This window comes from Rhodococcoides fascians A25f (assembly GCF_000760935.2).
In the GTDB taxonomy this organism is placed as follows: Bacteria; Actinomycetota; Actinomycetes; order Mycobacteriales; family Mycobacteriaceae; genus Rhodococcoides.
In genome coordinates this window covers 2,604,530-2,625,298 of sequence record NZ_CP049744.1, presented here as the reverse complement: position 1 = coordinate 2,625,298, position 20,769 = coordinate 2,604,530, and the positions used below count along the sequence as shown (strand labels likewise).

General features: G+C 65.3%; 26 protein-coding genes and 1 pseudogene. 6 read left to right on the top strand and 21 right to left on the bottom strand.

Annotation, left to right across the window (positions count from 1 at the left end):
* Window positions 1–30 precede the first annotated feature (30 nt).
* The 8 genes and pseudogenes from BH93_RS28285 to BH93_RS12500 all read right to left on the bottom strand — a co-directional run.
* Window positions 31–603, bottom strand: a pseudogene (locus BH93_RS28285) (TM2 domain-containing protein); the annotation flags it as partial.
* Between the two features lie 41 nt (window positions 604–644).
* Complete coding sequence (locus BH93_RS12530; RefSeq protein WP_037177576.1) at window positions 645–1,487, bottom strand: TM2 domain-containing protein; 843 nt, start codon at window positions 1,485–1,487, stop codon at window positions 645–647.
* Window positions 1,480–2,487, bottom strand: a complete 1,008-nt coding sequence (lgt, locus tag BH93_RS12525; RefSeq protein WP_037177575.1) for a prolipoprotein diacylglyceryl transferase — start codon at window positions 2,485–2,487, stop codon at window positions 1,480–1,482. The genes BH93_RS12530 and lgt overlap by 8 nt, the downstream gene beginning before the upstream one ends.
* Window positions 2,484–3,287 (bottom strand): tryptophan synthase subunit alpha, encoded by an 804-nt coding sequence (gene trpA, locus BH93_RS12520; protein ID WP_037177573.1) that lies wholly within the window; start codon window positions 3,285–3,287, stop codon window positions 2,484–2,486. Before trpA ends, lgt begins: the two co-directional genes overlap by 4 nt.
* Window positions 3,284–4,621 (bottom strand): tryptophan synthase subunit beta, encoded by a 1,338-nt coding sequence (trpB, locus tag BH93_RS12515; protein WP_371829185.1) that lies wholly within the window; start codon window positions 4,619–4,621, stop codon window positions 3,284–3,286. The genes trpA and trpB overlap by 4 nt, the downstream gene beginning before the upstream one ends.
* 69 nt (window positions 4,622–4,690) lie before the next feature.
* Window positions 4,691–5,500: an indole-3-glycerol phosphate synthase TrpC gene (trpC, locus tag BH93_RS12510; RefSeq protein WP_032378991.1), complete on the bottom strand. Its 810-nt coding sequence runs from the start codon at window positions 5,498–5,500 to the stop codon at window positions 4,691–4,693.
* Window positions 5,501–5,582: 82 nt separating this feature from the next.
* Entirely contained in the window at window positions 5,583–6,245 is a 663-nt protein-coding gene (locus tag BH93_RS12505; RefSeq protein ID WP_032378992.1) for a TIGR02234 family membrane protein, read from the bottom strand.
* Window positions 6,242–7,810: an anthranilate synthase component I gene (locus BH93_RS12500; RefSeq protein WP_037177570.1), complete on the bottom strand. Its 1,569-nt coding sequence runs from the start codon at window positions 7,808–7,810 to the stop codon at window positions 6,242–6,244. The genes BH93_RS12505 and BH93_RS12500 overlap by 4 nt, the downstream gene beginning before the upstream one ends.
* A gap of 88 nt (window positions 7,811–7,898) precedes the next feature.
* Here BH93_RS12500 and BH93_RS12495 point away from each other — a divergent pair, with 88 nt between their 5' ends.
* The gene (locus tag BH93_RS12495) at window positions 7,899–8,360 is read left to right on the top strand and encodes a peroxiredoxin (protein ID WP_032378994.1); all 462 of its coding nucleotides are present in this window, start codon (window positions 7,899–7,901) and stop codon (window positions 8,358–8,360) included.
* Window positions 8,361–8,513: 153 nt separating this feature from the next.
* Window positions 8,514–9,035: a MarR family winged helix-turn-helix transcriptional regulator gene (locus BH93_RS12490; protein WP_230594647.1), complete on the top strand. Its 522-nt coding sequence runs from the start codon at window positions 8,514–8,516 to the stop codon at window positions 9,033–9,035.
* Here the strand turns inward: BH93_RS12490 and hisI are convergent.
* From hisI to BH93_RS12430, 12 genes are all read right to left on the bottom strand, one after another.
* Window positions 9,026–9,382, bottom strand: a complete 357-nt coding sequence (gene hisI / locus BH93_RS12485; protein ID WP_032378995.1) for a phosphoribosyl-AMP cyclohydrolase — start codon at window positions 9,380–9,382, stop codon at window positions 9,026–9,028. The genes BH93_RS12490 and hisI overlap by 10 nt on opposite strands.
* A gap of 15 nt (window positions 9,383–9,397) precedes the next feature.
* On the bottom strand, window positions 9,398–10,171 hold the full coding sequence (gene hisF / locus BH93_RS12480) for an imidazole glycerol phosphate synthase subunit HisF (RefSeq protein WP_032378996.1): 774 nt from the start codon (window positions 10,169–10,171) through the stop codon (window positions 9,398–9,400).
* The gene (locus tag BH93_RS12475) at window positions 10,168–10,998 is read right to left on the bottom strand and encodes an inositol monophosphatase family protein (protein WP_037177567.1); all 831 of its coding nucleotides are present in this window, start codon (window positions 10,996–10,998) and stop codon (window positions 10,168–10,170) included. The genes hisF and BH93_RS12475 overlap by 4 nt, the downstream gene beginning before the upstream one ends.
* Window positions 10,999–11,004: 6 nt before the next feature.
* Entirely contained in the window at window positions 11,005–11,739 is a 735-nt protein-coding gene (priA, locus tag BH93_RS12470) for a bifunctional 1-(5-phosphoribosyl)-5-((5-phosphoribosylamino)methylideneamino)imidazole-4-carboxamide isomerase/phosphoribosylanthranilate isomerase PriA (protein ID WP_037177565.1), read from the bottom strand.
* A 56-nt stretch (window positions 11,740–11,795) separates the two neighbouring features.
* The gene (locus BH93_RS12465) at window positions 11,796–12,002 is read right to left on the bottom strand and encodes a hypothetical protein (RefSeq protein ID WP_037177562.1); all 207 of its coding nucleotides are present in this window, start codon (window positions 12,000–12,002) and stop codon (window positions 11,796–11,798) included.
* Window positions 11,999–12,628: an imidazole glycerol phosphate synthase subunit HisH gene (hisH, locus tag BH93_RS12460; protein ID WP_037177559.1), complete on the bottom strand. Its 630-nt coding sequence runs from the start codon at window positions 12,626–12,628 to the stop codon at window positions 11,999–12,001. Before hisH ends, BH93_RS12465 begins: the two co-directional genes overlap by 4 nt.
* Entirely contained in the window at window positions 12,625–13,743 is a 1,119-nt protein-coding gene (locus tag BH93_RS12455; protein ID WP_037177982.1) for an MFS transporter, read from the bottom strand. The genes hisH and BH93_RS12455 overlap by 4 nt, the downstream gene beginning before the upstream one ends.
* A gap of 61 nt (window positions 13,744–13,804) precedes the next feature.
* Entirely contained in the window at window positions 13,805–14,428 is a 624-nt protein-coding gene (hisB, locus tag BH93_RS12450; protein WP_032394340.1) for an imidazoleglycerol-phosphate dehydratase HisB, read from the bottom strand.
* Window positions 14,425–15,555 (bottom strand): histidinol-phosphate transaminase, encoded by a 1,131-nt coding sequence (locus tag BH93_RS12445; protein WP_037177557.1) that lies wholly within the window; start codon window positions 15,553–15,555, stop codon window positions 14,425–14,427. The genes hisB and BH93_RS12445 overlap by 4 nt, the downstream gene beginning before the upstream one ends.
* Window positions 15,552–16,904 carry a histidinol dehydrogenase gene (gene hisD / locus BH93_RS12440; protein ID WP_037177555.1) on the bottom strand — a complete coding sequence of 451 codons (1,353 nt, stop codon included), beginning with the start codon at window positions 16,902–16,904 and terminating at the stop codon, window positions 15,552–15,554. The genes BH93_RS12445 and hisD overlap by 4 nt, the downstream gene beginning before the upstream one ends.
* Window positions 16,905–16,993: 89 nt before the next feature.
* Window positions 16,994–17,512, bottom strand: a complete 519-nt coding sequence (locus BH93_RS12435) for a DinB family protein (protein ID WP_037177552.1) — start codon at window positions 17,510–17,512, stop codon at window positions 16,994–16,996.
* Between the two features lie 21 nt (window positions 17,513–17,533).
* Window positions 17,534–18,001 (bottom strand): SRPBCC family protein, encoded by a 468-nt coding sequence (locus BH93_RS12430; protein ID WP_037177550.1) that lies wholly within the window; start codon window positions 17,999–18,001, stop codon window positions 17,534–17,536.
* Window positions 18,002–18,082: 81 nt separating this feature from the next.
* Here BH93_RS12430 and rhtB point away from each other — a divergent pair, with 81 nt between their 5' ends.
* Genes rhtB through BH93_RS12415 form a run of 3 tightly spaced genes read left to right on the top strand, consistent with a single transcriptional unit; the run spans window position 18,083 to window position 19,250 of the window.
* Window positions 18,083–18,709, top strand: a complete 627-nt coding sequence (gene rhtB / locus BH93_RS12425) for a homoserine/homoserine lactone efflux protein (protein ID WP_032403982.1) — start codon at window positions 18,083–18,085, stop codon at window positions 18,707–18,709.
* A gap of 11 nt (window positions 18,710–18,720) precedes the next feature.
* Window positions 18,721–18,870: a hypothetical protein gene (locus BH93_RS12420; RefSeq protein WP_155289322.1), complete on the top strand. Its 150-nt coding sequence runs from the start codon at window positions 18,721–18,723 to the stop codon at window positions 18,868–18,870.
* On the top strand, window positions 18,867–19,250 hold the full coding sequence (locus tag BH93_RS12415; RefSeq protein ID WP_037177547.1) for a YchJ family protein: 384 nt from the start codon (window positions 18,867–18,869) through the stop codon (window positions 19,248–19,250). Before BH93_RS12420 ends, BH93_RS12415 begins: the two co-directional genes overlap by 4 nt.
* Here the strand turns inward: BH93_RS12415 and BH93_RS12410 are convergent.
* The gene (locus BH93_RS12410) at window positions 19,247–19,663 is read right to left on the bottom strand and encodes a DUF5997 family protein (RefSeq protein WP_037177545.1); all 417 of its coding nucleotides are present in this window, start codon (window positions 19,661–19,663) and stop codon (window positions 19,247–19,249) included. The genes BH93_RS12415 and BH93_RS12410 overlap by 4 nt on opposite strands.
* A 78-nt stretch (window positions 19,664–19,741) precedes the next feature.
* Here BH93_RS12410 and BH93_RS12405 point away from each other — a divergent pair, with 78 nt between their 5' ends.
* A complete protein-coding gene (locus tag BH93_RS12405) occupies window positions 19,742–20,725 on the top strand; it encodes a LysR family transcriptional regulator (RefSeq protein ID WP_037177542.1) in 984 nt (327 codons plus the stop codon).
* Window positions 20,726–20,769: the final 44 nt, after the last annotated feature.

Here is a 20,769-nt window from a genome sequence, read left to right as displayed (position 1 = left end):
CGCGAATGCCGGTGGCCGTCGAAACGGTCGTCAGTCGCGCAGCGGTCGACCGTGCTCGTCGCGCACGCTGCCGGTGAGCATCATGATCCCGTCGATCAACGGCCAGATGCCACCGATACCGCAGGTGAGCCACGTGACGGCAATCTGGGCCACTGCAATACCCGGCTGGTTGAGATAGAAGCGACCGGCTCCGAATGCGCCGAGGAGGATGTTGAGCAGGCCTGCCGTCAGCTTCTGCTTGTCGGAGAAGGGTTCGCCGGTGACCGGGTGCCGACCGTAGGGAGCCATCGGGTCCATGAAACCAGGCCCACCCGCGTACTGCGGCCCACCGTACTGACCACCCGCGTACGGCGGCGGCGGCGCGAAGTACTGACCCGAACCATCGGCGGGCGGTGGATAACCGACGCCGGGAGGAGGTCCGAACTGCTGACCTTGATCAGCGCCGCCCGGGGTGCCGTAGTTCGGTGTCGTGTAATTGGGATCGGGTGCGCCGTAGACGGGACCCGAGCCTGAAGGGGTGCCCTTCTCGAACGAGATCGTCGGTTCCGTGGAACCGGATGCGTCGCCCGGTGATCCGTCGGACGACGATGTACCTGAGTCACTCACTTCGGGCTCCCTTGTTCGAGTGCAGTGCGAACGAGGGCTCAGTCTCTCAGTTTTCGCCCCTGAGCGTCCGTTACATTGCCCACCAAAATGAGCACGCCGTCGACGACGTGCCAGACGAAAAGCCCGAACAGCAGAATCAGCCCGAGGCCGAACACTGCGGTGAGCAGAACACCGAAGAAGAACAGGAGCAACTGGGCGACACCGATCCCGGTACTGCCGAGGTAGAAGCGACCGACACCCAACCAACCGAGAAATATCTGCAGCAGGCCGCCGACGATCTTGGACTTGTCCGACAACGGCTCGCCGGTGACCGGATCGCGACCGTACGGAGCGTCTGGGCCGACGCCGAGCGGGTGTCCGCCCGCATAGCCCATGGGCGCACCGAAACCCTGCGACTGACCGAACCCTTGTTGCGGGTAGCCCTGCTGTGGGTAGCTCGGTTGCTGGCCGTACCCCGGCTGCGGGTAGCCCTGCGGCTGGCCGTACCCCTGCTGCGGGTAGCCCTGCTGCTGGCCGTACCCCGGCTGCGGGTAGTTCTGGGGCGGGTAATTCTGGGCCGGGTAGTTCTGGGGCGGCGGGAATCCTCCCACGGGATTGTCGATACTGCCGTCCGGGCTCGGAGCCGGGTAGCTCGGTGTGCTGGACCAACCTGGGCCGTTTCCGATACCCGAATACGTATCCCAGCCCGGCCCCGTGGGCCCGGTGGGACCGTGCGACGGTGCGGATTCCGAGGTTGCCGGAGGCTCCGAGAGCGACGCCTCGGCGGTGGCACCGTAGTCGAACGGAGTGCCGAACGGCGTGGTCGGCTTGGCGTCACCGTCACTGGAATCGCCTGTGCCGGAACCGGATTCGGGGCCGTGGGTCTTGTCGAAATCAACCACGTGTACTGCCTTCTTCCTCGGCTTTCTTGTCGGACGTCTGCACGTCCAGAGCATCGGCGGTTCGGTCGTTCACGTCGGTCTCGTCCGCATCGCCGGAGGCATCGCCGTCTGCGGCGTCGCTACCGCCGTCCACGTCGTCGTTCGATTTCAGAGTCGCTGGATCTTCGCGACCCTTTGTCGCGATCACGAAGTAGGCGACCGCCAGGACGAAGACGATGGCGGATGTGAAGGTGTTGACGCGAAGTCCCGCGATCTTCGTCGCGAAATCGTCACGCATGAGTTCCACCCAGAAACGTCCGACGCAGTATCCGGCGACGTACAACGCGAACAATCGTCCGTGACCGATCGTGTACTTCCGGTCGATCAGCACCAGCAGGGCGACGATCGCGAGGCTCCACAGCAACTCGTAGAGGAACGTCGGGTGGACGACCTTCTCCACGAACCCGGTCGATACGCCGTTCAGAGGGTCCAGTCGACCGTTCGAGTCGACTCGCTCGTAGATTTCCAGACCCCACGGCTGCGTGGTTGCGCGACCGTACAGCTCTTGGTTGAAGTAGTTGCCGATGCGGCCGATCGCCTGGGCCAGCAGAATCGGGGGCCCCACCGCGTCACCGAATGCAGGCAAGGGGATCCCTCGTCGACGGCAGGCAATCCAAGCACCGACTCCGCCGAGGAACACCGCTCCCCAGATTCCGAGACCGCCGTTCCAGACGTACAGAGCTTCGACCGGATTTCCGCCGGGACCGAAGTACGTCTTCCAGTCTGTTGCCACGTGGTAGAGACGTCCACCGAGCAAACCGAACGGAACGGCCCAGACTGCGACGTCGAGGACGGTGCCCTTGGTTCCCCCTCGAGCGACCCAACGGCGATCGCCCCACACCACCGATACGACGATGCCGATGATGATGAACAGGGCGTAGGCCCGCAGAGCAAGCGGTCCGACGTGCCACACTCCCTGCGCAGGGCTGGGAATGTAGGCCAGAATCTCGGTCGAGGTCACGACGCTACGTTAGCGGAACGGACACCCTCGGCGAGTTCCGTCGTCAGGTCACGCACCGCGTCGAGTCCGTTGTCCACGGCACTGACCAAGGCCGATCCGACGATGACTGCGTCGGCGTAGCGGGCGATCTCGGCGGCCTGAGCGCCAGAGCGAACACCGAGGCCGACGCCGATGGGGATATCGGAGTGCTTACGGATGCGAGCCGACAGTTCGGGGGCCATCGAGGACACCGCGTCGCGGGCACCGGTCACGCCCATCGTCGAGGCGGCATAGACGAAACCGCTGCTGGCCTCGACGGTGCTGACGAGCCGTTCCTCGGTGGACGACGGAGCTACGAGGAAAATGCGGTCGAGTCCGTACCTGTCGGAAACCTCGATCCATTCCTGCGCCTCGTCCGGAATGAGATCGGGGGTGATGATTCCGAGCCCGCCCGCACCGGCGAGATCGCGGGCGAAGTTCTCGATGCCGTATTTGAGGACCAGATTCCAGTAGGTCATGACGACTGCTTTTCCGCCCGCGGCAGAGACCTGCTCGGTCACTGAGAACACGTCCTTGACCCGAGCACCGGCTCGCAGCGCGACGTCGGCTGCGGCCTGAATCGTGGGTCCGTCCATCACCGGATCGGAATACGGAATGCCGACCTCGACGATGTCGCATCCGGCGTCGACCATGGTCTTGAACACCTCGACCGAGCGCGGCACTGTCGGAAAGCCCGCCGGGAGGTATCCGACGAGTGCTGCGCGACCTTCGGCGCGGCACTGCGCGAAGGTTCCCGACAGGCGAGAGTCGTTGTTGCTCATGGCTTGATACCCACTTCTTCGTCCACGTTCGCGTCGCCGTCTCCGTCGATCAGCCCGAACCACTCGGCCGCGGTGTCGACGTCCTTGTCGCCGCGTCCGGACAGGTTGACCAGAATGATCGCACCTTCGCCCAGCTCCTTGCCGAGGGTCAGTGCGCCTGCGATGGCATGTGAGGACTCGATGGCCGGAATGATGCCCTCGGTACGGCACAGCAGCTTGAACGCATTCATCGCCTCGGTATCGGTGATGCCCCGGTACTCTGCGCGCCCGATGTCATGCAGGTAGGAATGCTCGGGGCCGACGCCCGGGTAGTCCAATCCTGCTGAGATCGAGTGGGATTCGACGGTCTGGCCGTCCTCGTCCTGCAGCAGGTACGAGTACGCCCCGTGCAACGCTCCCGGAGTTCCACCGCTGATCGTCGCAGCGTGACGGCCCGTCTCGACGCCGTCGCCCGCCGCCTCGAGGCCGATCAGCCGAACGTCGGCGTCGTCGATGAACGCATGGAAGATTCCGATCGCGTTGGACCCACCGCCGACGCAGGCGGCGATGGCGTCGGGCAGCCTCCCCGTGGAGGCGAGCACCTGCTGCCGCGCCTCGAGGCCGATGATGCGCTGGAAGTCGCGCACCATGACCGGGAACGGGTGCGGCCCGGCGACGGTGCCGAAGCAGTAGTACGTGTTGTCCGCGTTGGTGACCCAATCGCGTAGCGCCTCGTTGATGGCGTCCTTGAGGGTGCGCGATCCCGACTTCACGGCCACGACGCTCGATCCGAGCAAGCGCATCCGAGCGACGTTGAGTGCCTGGCGTTCGGTGTCGACCTCACCCATGTACACAACGCATTCGAGCCCCATAAGGGCACAGGCCGTGGCGGTCGCGACGCCGTGTTGACCGGCACCGGTCTCTGCAATGACACGAGTCTTGCCCATTCGCTTCGCGAGCAGCACCTGTCCGAGAACGTTGTTGATCTTGTGAGAACCTGTGTGGTTCAGGTCTTCTCGCTTGAGCAGGATGCGAGCGCCACCTGCGTGCGCGGACAGCCGAGTCGCCTCGAAGACCGGCGAGGGTCGACCGGTGTAGTCGCGCTGCAGTCGATCGAGTTCGCCGAGGAATTCGTTGTCGCTGCGCACCTTCTCGTACTCGGCGGTGACTTCCTCGATCACACCCATCAGTGCCTCGGGTACGAACCTGCCGCCGTAGACGCCGAAATGCCCGCCCACATCGGGCTCGTGCGCGCTGCGATCGGTGAGGCCGATGCTGCTCTGCGGCAGATCAGCGCCCTTGAAGCGGACTACCTGCGGGGCGTCCGCGATGCCTGGAGAATTGCTGGTGCTCACCGGTCCAGTGTGCCCCAACGGCGGACTGCCGCCGCGCTCGGGTCGGGTGCCCGAGTCAACTCTGCAGGGTCAGCGTGCAGGCTTGGGGCACGACGGATGCGTTCCCGCCGTCACCAGGTCCGAGACGGCCGTCCGAGGATCGCCTGCGGTGACCAAGCCCTCGCCGACGAGCACTGCGTCGGCACCGGCACCGGCGTAGGCCAGCAGGTCGGCAGTTCCTCGTACACCGGACTCTGCGACACGAATGACCTCGCTGGGCAGACCGGGCGCAATTCGGCCGAAGCTGTCGCGGTCGATTTCGAGTGTCTTGAGGTTACGTGCGTTGATGCCGATGACGCGGGCACCGGCCTCGAGAGCACGATCCGCCTCGGCTTCGGTGTGCACCTCGACCAGTGCCGTCATGCCCAGCGACTCCGTGCGATCGAGCAACGACGCTAGCGCATCCTGTTCGAGTGCCGCGACGATCAGCAGGATGACATCGGCACCGTGGGCCCGAGCCTCGTGGATCTGATACGGACCGACGATGAAATCCTTGCGCAACACCGGAATCGAGACTGCGGCACGAACCGCGTCGAGGTCTGCGAGAGATCCGTGGAAGCGACGCTCTTCGGTGAGGACGCTGATGATGCGGGCACCGCCCTGCTCGTATGCACGGGCCAGAACCGCTGGATCACCGATGTCTGCCAACGCACCCTTGGACGGGCTGGCACGCTTGACCTCGGCGATGACGCCGATCCCGTCCTCACGAAGGGCTGCCGCTGCGTCGAGAGGTGCCGGGGCTGCTTTCGCTGCTGCTTTGACGGCGGCGAAATCGACCACCGATTCACGCGCGGCCACGTCGGCCCGCACACCGTCGAGAATCGAGTCGAGAACAGTCATGGTGCCCCCAGTCCTTTCTGAGCGTCGACTTCCGATGTGAGGAATCTCATCGGGGTCGGACCTAGCGTAGAGGGCGGTTTCATCACGACGAACGCGGGGTACCGGACTCGTCGGTAGGATCTTCGCCCGCGTCGAGCGCGTCCCACATCATGCGTTCGGTGAGGTCCTCGCCTTCGTCCTGCACGCCGTTGTCGGACGAGGAACTGCGAACGCGTCGAGCCACCTCGTCACGTCGCACCGCCGGAGCGTCGTACTTGGACGAGAGTACCTGCGAGGCAGCTGTTTTCCGAATCGACACCACCGCCGCAACAAGGGCGCACAACGCACCGATCAGGGTGACGATCGCCGGGAGAATCGACACCTCCGTCATCGAGACCTGAGCCCTGGCGGGGAGTTCGGCAAGGGCCGCCGACTCCGAGTCGGATGCTCCCGCGGTGAGCAGTCGAACGGCCGGAACAGCGGCCGACACGGCCACCACCGCGATCAACACAGCCAGCACCCGAGAGGCCCACCCGCGCACCGCGAACGACGCGGCCACCGCCGCCAGCAGCACCAGCGCGAGCGGTGTGGTGGCAGCGGCCCAGGTGCCACCGAGAAGGTCGTCCGTTCGACTTTCCCCGAGACCGTCGGAGGACGTCACCCGAACCCACGTCATTCGCGACGCTCCCCACAGGCATGCCGCAGCCACGATCAGCAGCGCGACCGGCACAGCGGCCGACGCGCGACGACCGGATCGCTCGGTCATCGCCCACCGACCTCGCGGAGCGATTCTGCGGCCGCAACTGCACCCAGTACGGCCATGGCTTTGTTTCGTGCCTCGTCGTCCTCGTATTGCGCGACCGAATCCGCCACGACTCCCGCACCGGCCTGAACGTAGGCGGTCCCGTCCTTGATCAGAGCGGTCCGAATCGAGATGGCGGTATCGGCGTCACCCGCGAAATCGAGGTAGCCGACGATGCCGCCGTAGATACCGCGTCGCGTCGGTTCCAGCTCGTCGATCAGTTCCATGGCGCGCACCTTCGGCGCGCCCGACAAGGTCCCCGCCGGGAAGCAGGCCTTGACCGCGTCGAGGGCACGCTTGCCCTCGGCCAGACGGCCCGTCACCGTCGAGACCAGATGCATGACATGGCTGTATCGCTCGATGTGGCGGTAGTCGCTCACCCGGACCGTGCCGGGGGCACAGACGCGCCCGAGATCGTTACGACCGAGGTCCACGAGCATCAGGTGCTCCGCGTTCTCCTTCTCGTCGGCGAGTAGATCCTTCTCGAGCAGCACGTCCTCTTCCTCGGAGGTACCGCGCCACCGCGTGCCCGCGATCGGATGCGTGGTGGCGAGGCCGTCGACCACGGTCACCAGGGCCTCGGGGCTCGATCCGACGATCGAGAACGCAGTCTCGTCGTTGTCTCCCGGAACGTGCATCAGGTACATGTACGGACTGGGGTTGGAGGCCCGCAGCATGCGGTACACGTCGAGCGGCGACGCATCGGTGTCCATCTCGAAACGTTGCGAGAGAACCACCTGGAACGCTTCGCCGGCTTCGATCTCCTCCACCAGGCGGGCGACGTCGGCACCGAATCCCTCGGAGGTTCGCTGCCGACGAAACTGCGGTGCAGGCTTGGAGACGGTGGAGACGGTGGAATCAGCCGGCTTGGACAGGTCGGCGCACATGCGGTCCAGTCGGCGCACGGCGTCGTCGTAGGCCTCGTCGACGTTGTCGTCGGTTCCGTCCCAGTTGACCGCGTTCGCGATCAGAGTGATCGCACCCTCGTGGTGGTCGACGGCCGCCAGATCGGTCGCGAGCAGCATGACCAGCTCGGGCACACCGAGGTCGTCCTGTGCATGTTCGGGTAGCTTCTCGATGCGCCGTACCGAGTCGTATCCCAGGTAGCCGACCATGCCGCCGGTCAACGGGGGCAGACCTGGCACCCGCTCCGAGTGCAACAGCTCCAGAGTCCTGGCCAGGACCTCGAGTGGATCGCCCCCGCTGGGCACCCCTGCCGGAACGTTGCCGCGCCAGGCCGCCTGGCCGTCGATTACCGTCAGCGACGCCGGAGCGCCTGCACCGATGAACGACCACCTCGACCACGAACGGCCGTTCTCCGCGGACTCGAGCAGAAAGGTACCGGGCCGGTCCGCACCGAGCTTGCGGTACGCCGACAACGGAGTCTCGGAGTCGGCGAGCACCTTTCGTGTCACCGGAACCACTCGGTGCTCGGCTGCGAGGTGCCGGAACACCTCGCGGGAGGTGGTGGAGTCCGAGTTCTCGGTACCGGAGGTGGGACTGGGGTCGGTGGTCGTCTCGCCGCGCATTGCCCCATCCTCCCAGGTTCGGCACAACGGGTCACTCCGCAGGCTCCGCTCCGGCGACAAGGCCGGCGCTCGCGGTAACCTGCCGAGCATGAAACCAGGCGAACTCGTTCCCGACTTTTCCCTACCGGACCAGACCGGACAGATCCGAACCCTGACCGAACTGCTGACGAACGGTCCGATCGTGCTGTTCTTCTACCCGGCTGCCTTCACCCCCGGGTGCACGGCCGAAGCCTGCCATTTCCGGGACCTGGCCTCGGAGTTCGCCGAGATCGGAGCCACCCGAGTCGGTATCAGTGCCGATGCCGTCGCCAAGCAGGCTGAATTCGCCGCGGCCAAGTCTTTCGACTACCCCCTGCTGTCCGACGAAGACGGTGCCGTCGCCACCGCGTTCGGCGTCAAGCGCGGTCTGCTCGCCAAGCTCTCTCCGGTCAAGCGGGCGACGTTCGTCATCGGCACCGACCGGAAGGTACTCGAGACCTTCTCGAGCGAAGTACGGTTCGAGGCTCATGCGGACAAGGCGCTCGAATACCTGCGCGCGCATCGCACGTAGAACATCTGTCCGACGTGGTGCCTCGGGTGGGGGGACCCTCGAGGCATCATGTGCAGACCACAACTATCTGGGCAGGAGTGAAGCCTGCAGGAACGACCCAGAGATAGGAGTGGAGCCTGCAGGAACGACCCAGAGATCGAGAGGTTCCCCGCGATGGACATGTCGGCGACACCGATGGAGGCGACACCGAGTGATGCGGTGGATCCCCAGTGGCTCACCGAGAGTCAACAGGAGGCCTGGCGGTCGCTCGTCGCCCTCGTCACTCGACTTCCGGCCGCGCTGGACGCGCAGCTGCAGCGCGATTCTCAGCTGACCCACTTCGACTACTTCGTTCTCGCCACCGTCAGCGAGAGCCCACAGCGGCGAATCCAACTTCGGGATCTGGCAGAGTTCGCAAATGCGTCGCTCTCGCGGCTCTCACATGTGGTGACCAAGCTCGAGAAGGCCGGATGGGTTCGCCGAGAGTCCATCCCGGGCAGCCGTGGTTCCTACGCGGTGCTGACAGACTCGGGTATGGCGAAGGTCGTGGAATCGGCTCCCGGGCACGTCGGCACGGTACAGGCGCTGGTGTTCGAGGGGCTCTCGGATGCCGAGGTCGAGCAGCTCTCGACCTTGAGCGCAACCCTGTTGGCCCAGTTGGACAAGGGAATCGCTGCGGGCACAGGTCACGCCTGAGAGTTCTCGGGCCCCATCAGCACGTCGGCGTCGAAGCAGGTGTGCGTGCCGGTGTGACATGCCGCACCGACCTGATCGACGACCAGAAGCACGGTGTCACCGTCGCAGTCGAGCCTGACCTCGTGCACGTACTGCGTGTGCCCCGACGTCTCACCCTTCACCCAGTACTGCTGCCGGGACCTGGAATAGTAAGTGCCCTTGCGGGTTTCGAGGGTTCGAGAGAGTGCCTCGTCGTCCATCCAAGCGACCATCAGCACCTGCCCGGTCGATCGTTCCTGCACGACCGCACTGAACAGTCCGGCCTCGTTGCGCTTGAGTCTCGCGGACAGACTCGAGTCGAGTGTCATCGGAAAACCTCTTTGCTATCGGACGACGATGCGCTCGACGCGCATCGCATCTTTGACCTGACCGATGGTGAGGTCACCGAAATGGAAGACGCTGGCGGCGAGAACGGCGTCCGCCCCGGCCTGCACTGCTGGTGCGAAATGCTCCACCCGTCCCGCTCCCCCGCTGGCGATGACCGGCACGTGCACCGCAGCCCGGACAGCCGCGATCATCGGTAGATCGAACCCGGCCTTCGTGCCGTCGGCATCCATCGAATTGAGCAGAATTTCTCCCACGCCCAGTTCCGCACCACGAACCGCCCATTCGACGGCGTCGATGCCGGTTCCACGTTTGCCGCCGTGGGTGGTGACCTCCCAGCCCGATGGGGTGTCCTGCTGCCCCTGAGGAACGGTACGAGCGTCGACCGAGAGCACGATGCACTGAGACCCGAACCGCTCACTGAGCTCGCGCAGCAACTCGGGTCGGGCGATCGCGGCGGTATTGACACTGACCTTGTCCGCTCCGGCCCGCAACAGACGATCGACGTCTGCGACGGTGCGTACTCCCCCGCCGACAGTGAGCGGAATGAACACCTGCTCGGCTGTACGGCTGACGACGTCCAGCATCGTGCCTCGATCCGAGGTGGACGCGGTGACGTCCAGAAAGGTCAGCTCGTCGGCTCCCTGTGCGTCGTAGGCAGCCGCTAGTTCGACGGGATCACCTGCGTCGCGGAGGTTTTCGAAGTTGACGCCCTTGACGACACGTCCGGCATCGACGTCGAGGCACGGAATCACTCTGACCGCGACGCTCATCGCGCAGGTCCTTCCAGGTAGTCGGCGGGGTCACCGAGTTCGGTGATCACCTTCAGTAGCTCCTCGTGCACCCCTGGCCCGGCCGCGAGCACCGACGTCGAATCGACCGTCCAGGGGTCGCCCGCGAGGTCGGTGACGATTCCGCCTGCGGCGCGCACCAGCAACGCACCGGCAGCGTTGTCCCAGGCCCGGTGGCCGAAGACCACAGCGCCGCCCAGTACACCGCTGGCCGTGTAGGCCAGGTCCACTCCGGTGGCACCGTGCATCCGCAGACGAGAGGACTGCATCGACAGTTCTTCGAGGATGCGGAACCTGAACCGTCCGGGCAGCGAGCCACGACTGGCGACGTTGAAGGCACCGAAGCCGATCATGGACTCGCGCAACACCTTCGGCTGCAGCGTCGGGAGCGCAACACCGTTCAGCAGAAGCGGACCGCCCGCCACCGCAGCGAAACGCTGGTCCACCAGCGGCAGCCACGTCAGGCCGAGGACGGGCACACCGTCGTCGAGCAACGCCAACAACGTTCCTGCCGAAGGCAACCCCGACGAGTAGTTGAACGTGCCGTCGATGGGGTCGAGCACCCAGACGAGCCCGGAGCTCAGATCCGGTCCGCCGAATTCTTCACCGTGAACTGCAATTCCGGTCGAATCGAACAGTTCCGCACCGAGCCGACGCTCGAGTTCCAGATCCACCGCGGTGGCGAAATCGTCGGGTCCCTTCTGCACTGCACTCGGTGCGCCGACGCCCGCGACGAACCGATCGTGGACGCCGTCGAGCAATCCACCGGCGATCTCGAGCAGACGAGTCGGTTCCTCGGGAAGGGTCATTCGTTGCTACCGAGACACCGCGGCGAGGGCGTCGGGCAGCGTGAAACGTCCGGCGTACAACGCCTTTCCGACAATGGAACCTTCCACGCCGCGATCGACCAGACCGGCAATCGCTTCGAGATCTGCGATGGTGGACACGCCGCCCGACGCGATGACCGGCTTGTCGGTCTTGGCACACACGTCGGCGAGCAGTTCGAGGTTGGGCCCCGTCAACGTGCCGTCCTTGGTCACGTCGGTGACCACGTAGCGCGAACACCCATCGCGCTCGAGCCGCTCGAGCACCTCCCACAGATCGCCGCCGTCGCTGACCCAGCCGCGGCCGCGTAGTCGCGGAGCTCCGTCGACGATCAGCACGTCCAGGCCGACCGCTACGCGATCACCGAACTCTCCGATCGCACGGGAGCACCACTGCGGATCCTCGAGGGCTGCGGTACCGAGATTGACTCGCGCACAACCGGTCGCCAGCGCCGCGCGCAGCGACTCGTCGTCGCGAATGCCGCCCGACAGCTCTACCTCGACGTCGAGTTCGCCGACGACCGACGCGAGCAACTCCCGGTTGGAACCCCGCCCGAACGCAGCGTCGAGATCCACGAGATGGACCCATTCCGCGCCGTCGTTCTGCCACGCGAGGGCGGCATCACGAGGCGACCCGTACTTGGTCTCGCTTCCGGCTTCTCCTTGAACGAGACGAACAGCTTCGCCGCCTGCGACATCGACAGCAGGCAATAAGACCAGGCTCACGTGCGGTTATGCTACGGGCCGAGCGGGCGTGAACTCAAAACGGGTCGTCTGTGGTCCTACCGGAGGTCCCTGCGCGTCATGCGCGTGGACACCACTCCCATTGCTGCGATCGCTCCGACCACACCGGCCAAGGCAATGAACAGCGCTATGCCGGCGCTCGGCTGCAGGACGGCGATCAGGCCAGTGACGAGAGCCAGCACCGCGACGGCGGCACCGAGTGCCCGGAAGGCCAACCTGCCCAGCGAGAACTCGCGGTCGCTCACACCGATCGAACCCAGTTCTCGAGTAGCGCGGCACCGGCGTCACCGGATTTCTCCGGGTGGAACTGAGTGGCCGAGAGTGCGCCGTTCTCCACGGCAGCGAGGAATCGGCCACCGTGATCGGCCCACGTGAGCAACGGCGCGGCGATGGTGTCGCTGGGTTCGAGCTCCCACTGCTGCGCAGCGTAGGAGTGGACGAAATAGAAGCGGGTCTCGGGATCGATGCCGTCGAACAGCACGCTTTTCTCCGGTGCCTCGACGGTGTTCCAGCCCATGTGGGGCAACACGTCGGCCTGCAGGCGCTCGACCGTTCCCGGCCATTCACCACATCCGTTGGCCGCGACACCGAATTCGACGCCACGATCGAACAGAATCTGCATTCCGACGCAGATTCCCAACACCGGGCGTCCGCCGGCCAGGCGACGCCCGATGATGCGGTCACCGCGCACCCCCAGCAGACCCTCCATGCACGCAGCGAACGCGCCGACACCGGGAACGACCAATGCCTCTGCATCGAGGGCTTCGTCGAAATCCGAGGTCACCGTCACGTCGGCACCGACCCGGGCCAACGCCCTCTTCGCCGAGTGCAGATTGCCCGAGCCGTAATCGAGCAACACCACAGAAGTCATGAAGGAAGTCTATCGGGGCGTGGTCGGGCGATGAGCGCCACCGCCGCAACGACGACCACCGTGATTGCGGCCGCGGTGAATCCCGCGGTGTACCCCACGCTCGTGGCGAGAACGCCCAACGCGAGCGCACCCGCACCGGTGCCCGCGTCGAAGCTGATGTTCCACACGGCGCTGGCGCTGCTGTAGCGAGCGGGCCCGGCCGCGTCGAACGCCATCACCAGACTGTCGTTCTGGCATGCGCCGTACCCGATTCCGAACAGAACGGCGGCGACGAAGAACAGTGCAGCGGGCATGTTGCCCAGCGCTGCGATCGCGAACAGCGCGATGCCGATTGCAGCCGAGACCAGCGCGGGAACGACGGAGCGTCCGATGCCGATTCGATCTGCAACCGATCCTGCGGTGTACCGGCCGACGAGCATCGCGGCACTGACGACGGCCAAGGCAAGACCGATCATGGCGGCTCGGTTCGATTCAGCGATCGGCAACAGACTGGTGATTCCGCCGTACGCCGCGGACACCGAGGCCACGACGAGACACGGCACGAGGAATTGCCGTACGTCGAGGCGAACCCGTTCGATTCTGGGCGGCTGCGGTGCGGGTCTGGTGGGCGGTAACAGTGCCACGCCGATCAAGCCTGCTGCAGGCACGAGAGCGCCGAGCACGAACACGGCCGTCGGATTCGCCGCAAAGATCACCAAACCCAGTGGCAGCGTGATCATCTGAGCCAACGCGACGGCGATCCCCTGCGCGCCCGTCGCACGGCCGAGCAGAGCAGTGGGGGCCAGCTCGGCGACGATGGCAGCACCGGCCACCGTCAGCATGCCGAAGCCTGTTCCTCTCAGGGCCGACACGGCCAGTGCCGGTACGGCATCGACCGACACGATGAACAGCAGAGACGGAACACCCAGCAGCAAGCACCCCGCGGCAAGTACCGCGCGGTGGCCGACGCGCATCAGCATCCGCGGCACGAACAGCTGCGTGATCACCGTGGTGGTCATGAAGATCGCGGTGCTGGCCGCTGCCACCGCGTCGGATGCCCCGGATTGCGACACTGCCAGGGGTATGACCGGAAGCAGCAAGCCCCAGCCACCGAACGACGCTGCCCCCATTGCCATCGCGGCCGGAAGCCCGCGAATCGCCAGCAGACCGCTCAAAGTACGAGCGCCGGTCGATCGATCACAGACTTCCCTTGGTGGACAGAACTCCGGTGACCCGCGGGTCGTACTCGGTGGCCTGACGCAGTGCCCGCGCGACCGCTTTGAACTCCGCCTCCGTGATGTGATGCTGGTCGCGGCCGTAGATCACTCGGACGTGCAACGCGATCCGAGCGTTCGAGGCCAGCGTCTCGAACACGTGCTTGTTGATCACAGTGGAATACGGAACACCGGGGTAGCCGCCGATCACCGAATGCACCATGTAGTCCGGCTCGCCGGTGTGCACGCAGTACGGACGACCGGACACATCGACGGCCGCGTGCACGAGCGTTTCGTCCATCGGAATGAACGAGTCGCCGAACCGGGTGATCCCCGCCTTGTCGCCGAGGGCCTGCCCGAGGGCTTGACCGAGCACGATGGCGGTGTCCTCGACGGTGTGATGTGCCTCGATCTCGATGTCGCCCTTCGCCCGAACCGTGAGGTCGAAACGAGCATGGGTGCCCAGCGCGGTGAGCATGTGGTCGTAGAACGGAACGCCGGTGGAGATGTCGACGATGCCCGTGCCATCGAGGTTCAGCTCGACCGAGATGTCGGATTCCTTGGTGGTGCGCTCGATCTTGGCGATGCGGGGAGCGGGTGTGGTCACTTCGGTGCCTCTGCTGTTTCGGTCGATGCGAGTGCTGCGCTGACGGTGAGGAATCGGTCGTTCTCGTGCGCCAGTCCGATGGTGACGCGTAGATATTCAGGAATTCCGACGTCCCGGATGAGGACGCCTTCGTCCAGGTACCGCGTCCAGGTTGCGGCCGCATCGGAGAACCGGCCGAAGAGCAGGAAGTTGGCGTCGGACGGGACCACGTCGTATCCCTGGCCGGCGAGTGCACGTGCAACCCGATCACGCTCGGCCGAGAGCTCGGCCACGCTGCCGAGGGTGTCCGAGGCATGCCGCAGTGCCGCGCGAGCGGCGGCCTGGGTGACCACAGACAGGTGATAGGGCAAGCGCACCAACAACATTGCGTCGACGACGGCCGGGGCCGCAACGAGGTATCCCAGCCGACCACCGGCGAACGCGAACGCTTTGCTCATGGTTCGGCTGACCACGATCTTGCTGGGATAGCTCTCGATCAGTCCGATTGCGCTTGTCGCGGAGGAGAATTCGGCGTAGGCCTCGTCGACCACCACGATTCCCGGTGCGGCGTCGAGGATCCGCCGCAGATCCTGCTCGTCGATGCTGTGCCCCGTCGGATTGTTGGGGCTGGTGACGAACACGACGTCGGGCTTACGCTCCTCGATCGCGTGCACCGCATAGTCGACGTCGAGCGAGAAGTCTGCCCGACGCTTCGCCGGAATCCATTCGGTCTGAGTTCCCGATGAGATGATCGGGTGCATCGAGTACGACGGCACGAAACCCAGCGCGGTGCGGTCCGGTCCGCCGAACGCCTGCAGAAGCTGCTGCAGAATTTCGTTCGATCCGTTGGCTGCCCACACGTTGGCGGTGGCGACTGCGAAGCCGGTCTGGTCGGTGAGGTAGCGCGCGAGGTCGGCACGCAACTCGTCGGCATCGCGGTCCGGGTAGCGGTGCAGTTGCGCAGCCGCGATCCGCACCGATTCGGCGACGTCGTCGATCAACGCCTGCGTCGGCGGATGCGGATTCTCGTTGGTGTTCAACTGAACCGGAACGGTGAGCTGCGGCGCGCCGTACGGCGACTTGCCGATCAGCGCCTCGCGCAGAGGTAAGTCTTCCAGCGAAACCGACTGTCCCAGAGCATCACTCATGACGCATCACCGGTGCGCAACCCTTCGAACCGCAGCCGCACCGCTTCGCCGTGGGCCGGCAGATCCTCCGCATCGGCCAGGGCAATGACATGCGCAGCAACATCTTTGAGCGCGGCTTCGCTGTAGTCCACCACGTGGATGCCCCGCAGGAACGTCTGCACGCTCAGGCCGGACGAGTGCCGAGCGCACCCGGCCGTCGGGAGCACGTGATTGGACCCGGCGCAGTAGTCACCGAGGCTCACCGGCGACCAGGCTCCGACGAACACGGCACCGGCGCTGCGCACCCGAGCCGCGACGTCGGACGCGTCCTTCGTCTGAATCTCGAGGTGTTCGGCGGCGTACGCGTTGACCACCGCCAACCCTTGCGTGACGTCGTCGACCAGCACGATGCCGGACTGGCTGCCGTTCAGTGCCGTGGTGACGCGTTCCGCGTGCCGGGTGAACGCGATCTGCGCATTGACAGCCTCGTCCACGGCCTCGGCGAGCTCCATACTGTCGGTCACCAGCACACTGGCGGCCATGACGTCGTGTTCGGCCTGGCTGATCAAGTCTGCTGCCACATGTATCGGGTCAGCGGTGCCGTCGGCGAGAATCGCGATCTCGGTGGGGCCTGCCTCGGAGTCGATTCCGATGAGCGAGCGGCACAGCCGCTTGGCGGCGGTGACGTAGATGTTGCCGGGACCGGTGATCAGATCGACCGGTGCCAGTTCGCCCCCATCGGTATCCACACCGCCGTAGGTGAGCAGCGCAACGCCCTGGCCGCCGCCGACAGCCCAGACCTCGTCGACGCCGAGGAGCTGCGCGGCCGCGAGGATGGTCGGGTGGGGCAGGCCACCGAAGTTCTTCTGCGGCGGTGACGCCACCACCAGCGAACCGACACCTGCAATCTGGGCCGGAACGACATTCATCACGACCGACGACGGGTACACGGCGTTGCCACCGGGCACGTAGAGCCCTACGCGATCGACCGGAATCCAGCGCTCGGTCACGGTGCCGCCGGGTACCACCTGAGTGGTGTGGTCGGTTCGGCGCTGATCAGAGTGCACCAGACGGGTTCGTTCGATGGCAACCTCGAGCGCGGCCCGGACGGCCGGATCCAGCTCCTCGAGTGCACGAACCAATTCCTGCTGAGGAACTCGAATGCGGTCCGGTCGGACTCCGTCGAACTTCTCGCTGAACTCGAGGGCCGCGTCGGTACCGCGCTCCTTGACCGCGTCGACGACGGGGCGAACCTGATGCAGCACCGAATCGACATCCACTCCGCCTCGGGGAAGTGCGCCGCGTAGTTCGGCAGTGGATGGAGTTCGTCCGCGTAGATCGACGCGGGCGAGCTCGATGCGGGCAGGCATAGTGGGCCCCTTCGTGAAGTCGGTTCGGTGCCGGGGTTCGGTCGAATCAGTGTTGTCCGAACTCCCAGGATAGTTCCACCGAATTCGGCTCAGCCCCGCACGTCCCACAGATGGTGAATCGGATCGTGGATGTAGTACGCGGCGAGTGATTCGACGGAGAAGTTCGACCCGTCGCTGCGTCGACCCGTCCGGTGGCGCTTCTCCGGCGGCACGGCGGCGAAATCGTCGGCGAGGGCCCGGGCAGCATCGCCGAGCTCCGCCGCCACCGCCGCAGGGTTCTGATCGTTGTAGTTCTCGGACACCGCGGTGGCGTCCTGGTCCCAGTTCGCGAACTCAGGATCGTCCTCGGTGAGCACCAGCTCCAGGCGGGTACGAAAAATCCGATGCGCGTCACGGACATGAGCGGCGTATTCGAGCGCAGACCACGTCGCGTCGTCGGGGCGCAGCGCTACGTCGTCGCGCCGAAGAACTGCATCCCAACGCTCGACGTCGGCGCGGATCAGGTCCGGGATGTCGTCGTAATCGACGGCACTCGAGTCGAACCCGCAATCCGGGCACGCTCGCTCCAGTACCCAGGTCCAGTTCTTGGTGTCGGGATCGATCGGCATGCCGGTCAGAATAGATTCAGGTCAGGCGTAGCGGGCAGCCAGGTTGTGCAACGTGCTCTTGATGCCCTGCGCGTTCTTCTGCGGCATCTTGAACAGCTCGAGCATCTTCGGGACCTTGGCGGTGCCGTACTTGAAGCTTTCGGTCACCGTGGTCAGGCCCGGCTGCGTCTCCACGAATTCCCAGCGCCAGCTGTGACCCATCGGGTGCTGCCACTCGACGACCTTGTGCCGATCGGCGTCGACGAATTCGGTGACGGTGCTGGTGATCTTGTACGGCACGCCGTACTGCTTCATGCCGACGGAGAACTTCGCGCCGGTGCTGAGGCGATCGGGACCGCGGACGGTGTCCTTGACCGTGCCCGATCCGTCGAGCTCGCCGTGCCGAGTGGGATCGGCGACGATGTCGAACAATTCGGTCGCCGACGCCCGCACCTCGGTCTGACGGGTGACTTGCTGCGGACCTGTGTCGATAGTTCTGATGTCTGCCATTCCCACGGCCTACCCCACAGCGCCTCGTTCGACACACCGGTCGAGACGAAAGCGAATTGACGGGCATAGTTCAATGAACACATGTCCTGGTCAGTGTGGCTCGCGTTTCTCGGCGCGAGCATCGTCATCAGTCTGTCCCCCGGTGCCGGTGCCATCGCATCGATGTCCACCGGGCTTCGCTACGGCCTGCGCCGCGGGTACTGGAACATCTTCGGTCTGCAGATCGGCTTGCTTTTGCAGATCGGCATCGTCGCCGTCGGACTGGGTGCAGTCCTCGCCAGCTCGGCGCTGGCGTTCACCGCGATCAAGTGGTTCGGTGTTGCGTACCTGGTCTACCTGGGTGTTCGTCAGTGGCGTGCAGCTCCCACCGACGTCGCCGACGCCCCCGCGGTGGCCGATCGCGGAACGACGATGCTGGCACGAGGATTCCTGGTCAACGCCAGTAACCCGAAGGCCGTCGTGTTCATGGTCGCCGTCCTTCCCCAGTTCCTCGATCCGGCGCGGCCCCTGCTCGCTCAGTACCTGGTCATCGCGGCCACGATGGTCGCGGTCGACATGCTGGTGATGACCGGATACACCTCGCTGGCATCTCGGGTGCTGCGGCTGATGCGCTCACAGCGCCAACAGAAGACGATGAATCGCACGTTCGCCGGGATGTTCTTCGCTGCCGCAACGTTTCTCGCGACTGTCCGTCGGGTGACACCGTGAGGAAGTACCGCGTGATCATGAAGAACGCGCTCGGCGGAGACCCGATCCCGTTGGGATTGTTCGACACTCTCCTCGAAGCCAACACGTGGATTCAGGATGTCGGTAAGCGCGACGAGCACGAACTCGGTACTTACACAGTGGAAGTGGAAGCAGCGGAGTGAGTCGACGGTGTCCATGTTCGAGTGGTGACACGTTCGACGCGTGTTGCGAGCCGTATCTGCGCGGCGATGCGAGCGCGCCGACAGCCGAGAAGCTGATGCGGTCTCGATTCACCGCGTTCGCTGTCGAAGACGTCGACTATCTGCGCGCGTCGTGGCATCCCGATACTGCGCCCACCGAATTGGAACTGGACCCCGATCAGCGGTGGTACCGACTCGACATCGTCGGGGTCGACGCGGGCGGCCTGTTCGACGACGGGGGAACAGTCGAGTTCCGAGCGCACTACAAGCACCCCGAGGGTGCGGGCACGATGAGCGAGGTAAGTCGATTCGTCCGCGTGGGCGGCCGCTGGCTCTACCTCGACGGAGTGGTCTCGCGCTAGAGGTTGCGCAGCTTGGTCGGCCGGTTCCCTGCAGTACGACGCGCTTCCTGCTTCTCCTTGATTCGTTCGGCATCCTTGCGAACCTGGATCTGCGTGCGGCGCTCACGAACGAGCCACTGCGGCGGGCTGGCGACGAGCTCGTCGATGGCTTCACTGGTCAATGCTTCGGTGACTCCGCCGCGGGCAAGGCCTGCGATGGACACGCCGAGCTTCTTCGCGATGACGTCGCGCGGGAACGGTCCGTTGGTCTGCAGTTCGGTCAGCCACTGCGGCGGATCGTTGCGCAACGCGTCGAGGTCGGACCTGCTGACCATCGAGTTCCGAAACTCTTCGGGCGCTGCGGGAAGGTAGATGCCGAGCTTGTTCGCCGCGGTCAATGGCTTCATGGTCTGCTGTTTGTTCTCCGGGCTCACCCGACCAGCTTATCCGGCATTCCGCGGTCTCGACGCCACCGTCCCGCACGGTGCGCGCCGTCCCATAGGCTCGACTCCGTGAACATCGACGTGCAGACACTGCGCTGGTACGCCGCAGTGGCGCAACAACTGCATTTCGCCCGCGCTGCTCAGTCGCTCGGAATATCGCGAATCCGCCTGAGCAAGACCATCGTGGAACTCGAGGAGCAACTCGGCGTCGACCTGTTCGTGCCGGGCGTCTCCCCCACCGAACTCACCGAGGACGGCCGCGCTCTGCTCGAGCGGGCTCTGGTGGAGATTGCCGAGGACGATCGGCGCTCGGAGCTCGCGCAGGCCGCCGCTACCCAGCCGACGACGTTCACCATCGGCTACGCCGAAGGTGTGACGCTGACGAAGTGGACGCGAATCTGGGCGGATCGGTTCCCGGACGTCACGCTGTCCGTAACGGCTACGACGCCGGAGACTCAGGTGTCGGCCCTGCACGACGGAACGGTCGACGTGAGCTTCGTACGACCGCCGTTGGATCGGGAGGGCCTCAATGCGATCGGCCTGTATCAGGAAGTCCAGGTTGTGGTGGTCCCGAAAGACCATGCCGTCGCAGCATTCGATTCTGTCACCGCGAGCGATCTCGCCGACGAGCATCTGCTGGCCGATCCCGCGACGGTGCCCGAATGGGCAGCTGTGGCAACGGAACTCGAAGCCGGCAACCGCCCTGCCCTGCCCCCGATGAATTCCACTGCCGAGACGTTCGAGTACGTGGCGGCCGGGCTGGGGGTGGCGATCGTGCCGCACTCGGTGGCCCGATTCAACGCTCGCAAAGATCTGGTCTACCGCCCGGTGACCGACATCGAGCACTCCCAGATTGCATTGGCGTGGGTCGCCGAACACGAGGACGACCGCATCGAGGAGTTCATCGGCATCGTTCGAGGACGGTCGACCCGAAGTTCACGAGGCTCGGCAGACGATGCGCCGGTCAAGAAGAAGAAGGCGCACCCCTCCAAGCCGGCCCGTCCGGTTGCGAAGACGAAAACGAACGCCCGCCGCAGCGGCAAGCGTCGCTGAGTCGGTCTCCCCACGTCGCTTCCGGTCCGCGGGAACGTGTGTTC